The organism is Flavicella sp. (assembly GCF_029238425.1).
Classification (GTDB): Bacteria; Bacteroidota; Bacteroidia; order Flavobacteriales; family Flavobacteriaceae; genus Flavicella.
This window is the reverse complement of record NZ_JAQWGB010000160.1, coordinates 1-1,670: the sequence shown is the minus strand read 5'-3', so window position 1 is coordinate 1,670 and position 1,670 is coordinate 1. Positions and strand designations below refer to the sequence as shown.

The following is a 1,670-nucleotide window of genomic DNA, read 5'->3' as shown; positions in this document are numbered from 1 at the left end:
GAAATAGCTGAATTAGCGAAAGTTTCTACGGGAACAGTGGATAGAGTGCTACACAATAGGGCGGGAGTTTCAAAAAAAACTGCTGAACGTATCAAGGCTTTATTAAAAGAGCATCAGTTTAAATTGAACGATGTTGCTAGTAAACTTGCCAACAGAAAAAAGTACAATTTGGCGACTTTGTTGCCTCAATTTGATGTCAAAAATTCTTTTTGGAAATCTCCCTATTTAGGTGTGTTAAAAGGCAAAGAGGAGGTGGGTTTTTATGGAGTGCAAACGTCTAATTTTCATTTTGATCAATTTGATGCAGCCTCATATGTGTTGCGGTTTGAAGAGTTAATGGAGAGTAAGCCAGATGCTGTTGTATTGGCACCCATTTTTAAAAACGAAACAAAAAAAATAGTAGCACAGCTTGATGCAGCGGATATTCCTTATGTGTTTTTAAATATAGATATAGAAGGATATAAAAATTTGAGTTATATCGGGCAAAATTCGGTGAAAAGTGGAAAACTTGCCGCGAAATTAATGCATTTATGCTCTAATGAAAATGATGAGTTTTTGATAATAAAGCTCAGAAAAAATATAAATAACTATACGGCTCTTTCGGATAGGATTATTGGGTTTTCAAGTTATTTTGATGAGAAAAAGATTCCAATGAAGATCCATAGTTTGACTTTTGATTCTTTAGGGAATGAGGAGCTAATTTCTCAGGAATTGAAAAGATTTATGAAAATGAATTCTAAGATTCAAGGAATTTATATGCCTTCGAGTCAGATTGCAGCTTTGGTAGATTGTTTACCAAATGAAAAACTGATAGGTTTATCGGTGATTGGACATGATACCACGGAAAGAAATCTAGAAGCATTGGATGCAGATAAAGTGTCGTTTCTTATTTCCCAAAAATCATTTGAGCAAGGGTATGATGCAGTATCTGTAATATCAGATTACTTATTGCAAAATAAAGAACCTAAACAAAAAATATATTCTCCCTTGGAGATAATCACAAAGGAGAATATAGATTCTAAATTTTAAATGTAAGCGACTTCAAACTTTTCTTTAGCCGTTTCACATACACTACAAACATAAGAAGCAGGTAAGTCTTCAAAAGCAGTGTTAGGAGTAATGTCTACTGTGCTATCTCCTAATTGACTATCGTATATAGTCAAACAATCTGGACATTGATAAACTTCTGTTTTTTGCGTTTCTACCTTTTGTGTGTTTTTATCTTCTTTTTCTTGAGGCGCGTCTCCCAGTTGGTCAAAATACATTCTACTCAATTCCATTAACAAACCAGGTAATTCAATTTTATCGACATCCTGTGCGTAAACGATATAATCTTGCGTGTTTGGGTTAAAGTTTTTTGAATAGAGTACGTTAAAGGTTGGTCTAACTTGGAAGTTTTTAACAATGGAAGGTGTTTTATTTTTTTCCACCATTGCAGTAGTAAAATACGTTTTGTTTTCACCAAAGTTACTGATTCCAAAAGTCATTCCGTAAGTACTTATATCATTTTGATCAAAGCTTTTTACGATGAATTTTTTCAAATCTAAAGCAGAATCATCTGCTACAGGAATATGCCAATTCATTTCTAAAGAAGAGTGTCTAACATTGATTCCTCTTTTTCCTAAAAATTTCTCAAGTGTTAGTTTATCTTCTTTATGGATACCTTTTAC

2 protein-coding genes are annotated in these 1,670 nt (G+C 33.2%); one reads left to right on the top strand and one right to left on the bottom strand.

Translation table 11 applies throughout. The features are described from left to right. Positions 1–1,029 (top strand): LacI family DNA-binding transcriptional regulator (locus P8H68_RS11135; RefSeq protein ID WP_300324979.1); only part of this gene is annotated, 1,029 nt, incomplete at its 5' end. Here the strand turns inward: P8H68_RS11135 and P8H68_RS11130 are convergent. Beyond that, on the bottom strand, positions 1,026–1,670 hold a 645-nt coding region (locus tag P8H68_RS11130; RefSeq protein ID WP_300324976.1), incomplete at its 5' end, for a rubredoxin. The two genes, P8H68_RS11135 and P8H68_RS11130, sit on opposite strands and share 4 nt — an antisense overlap.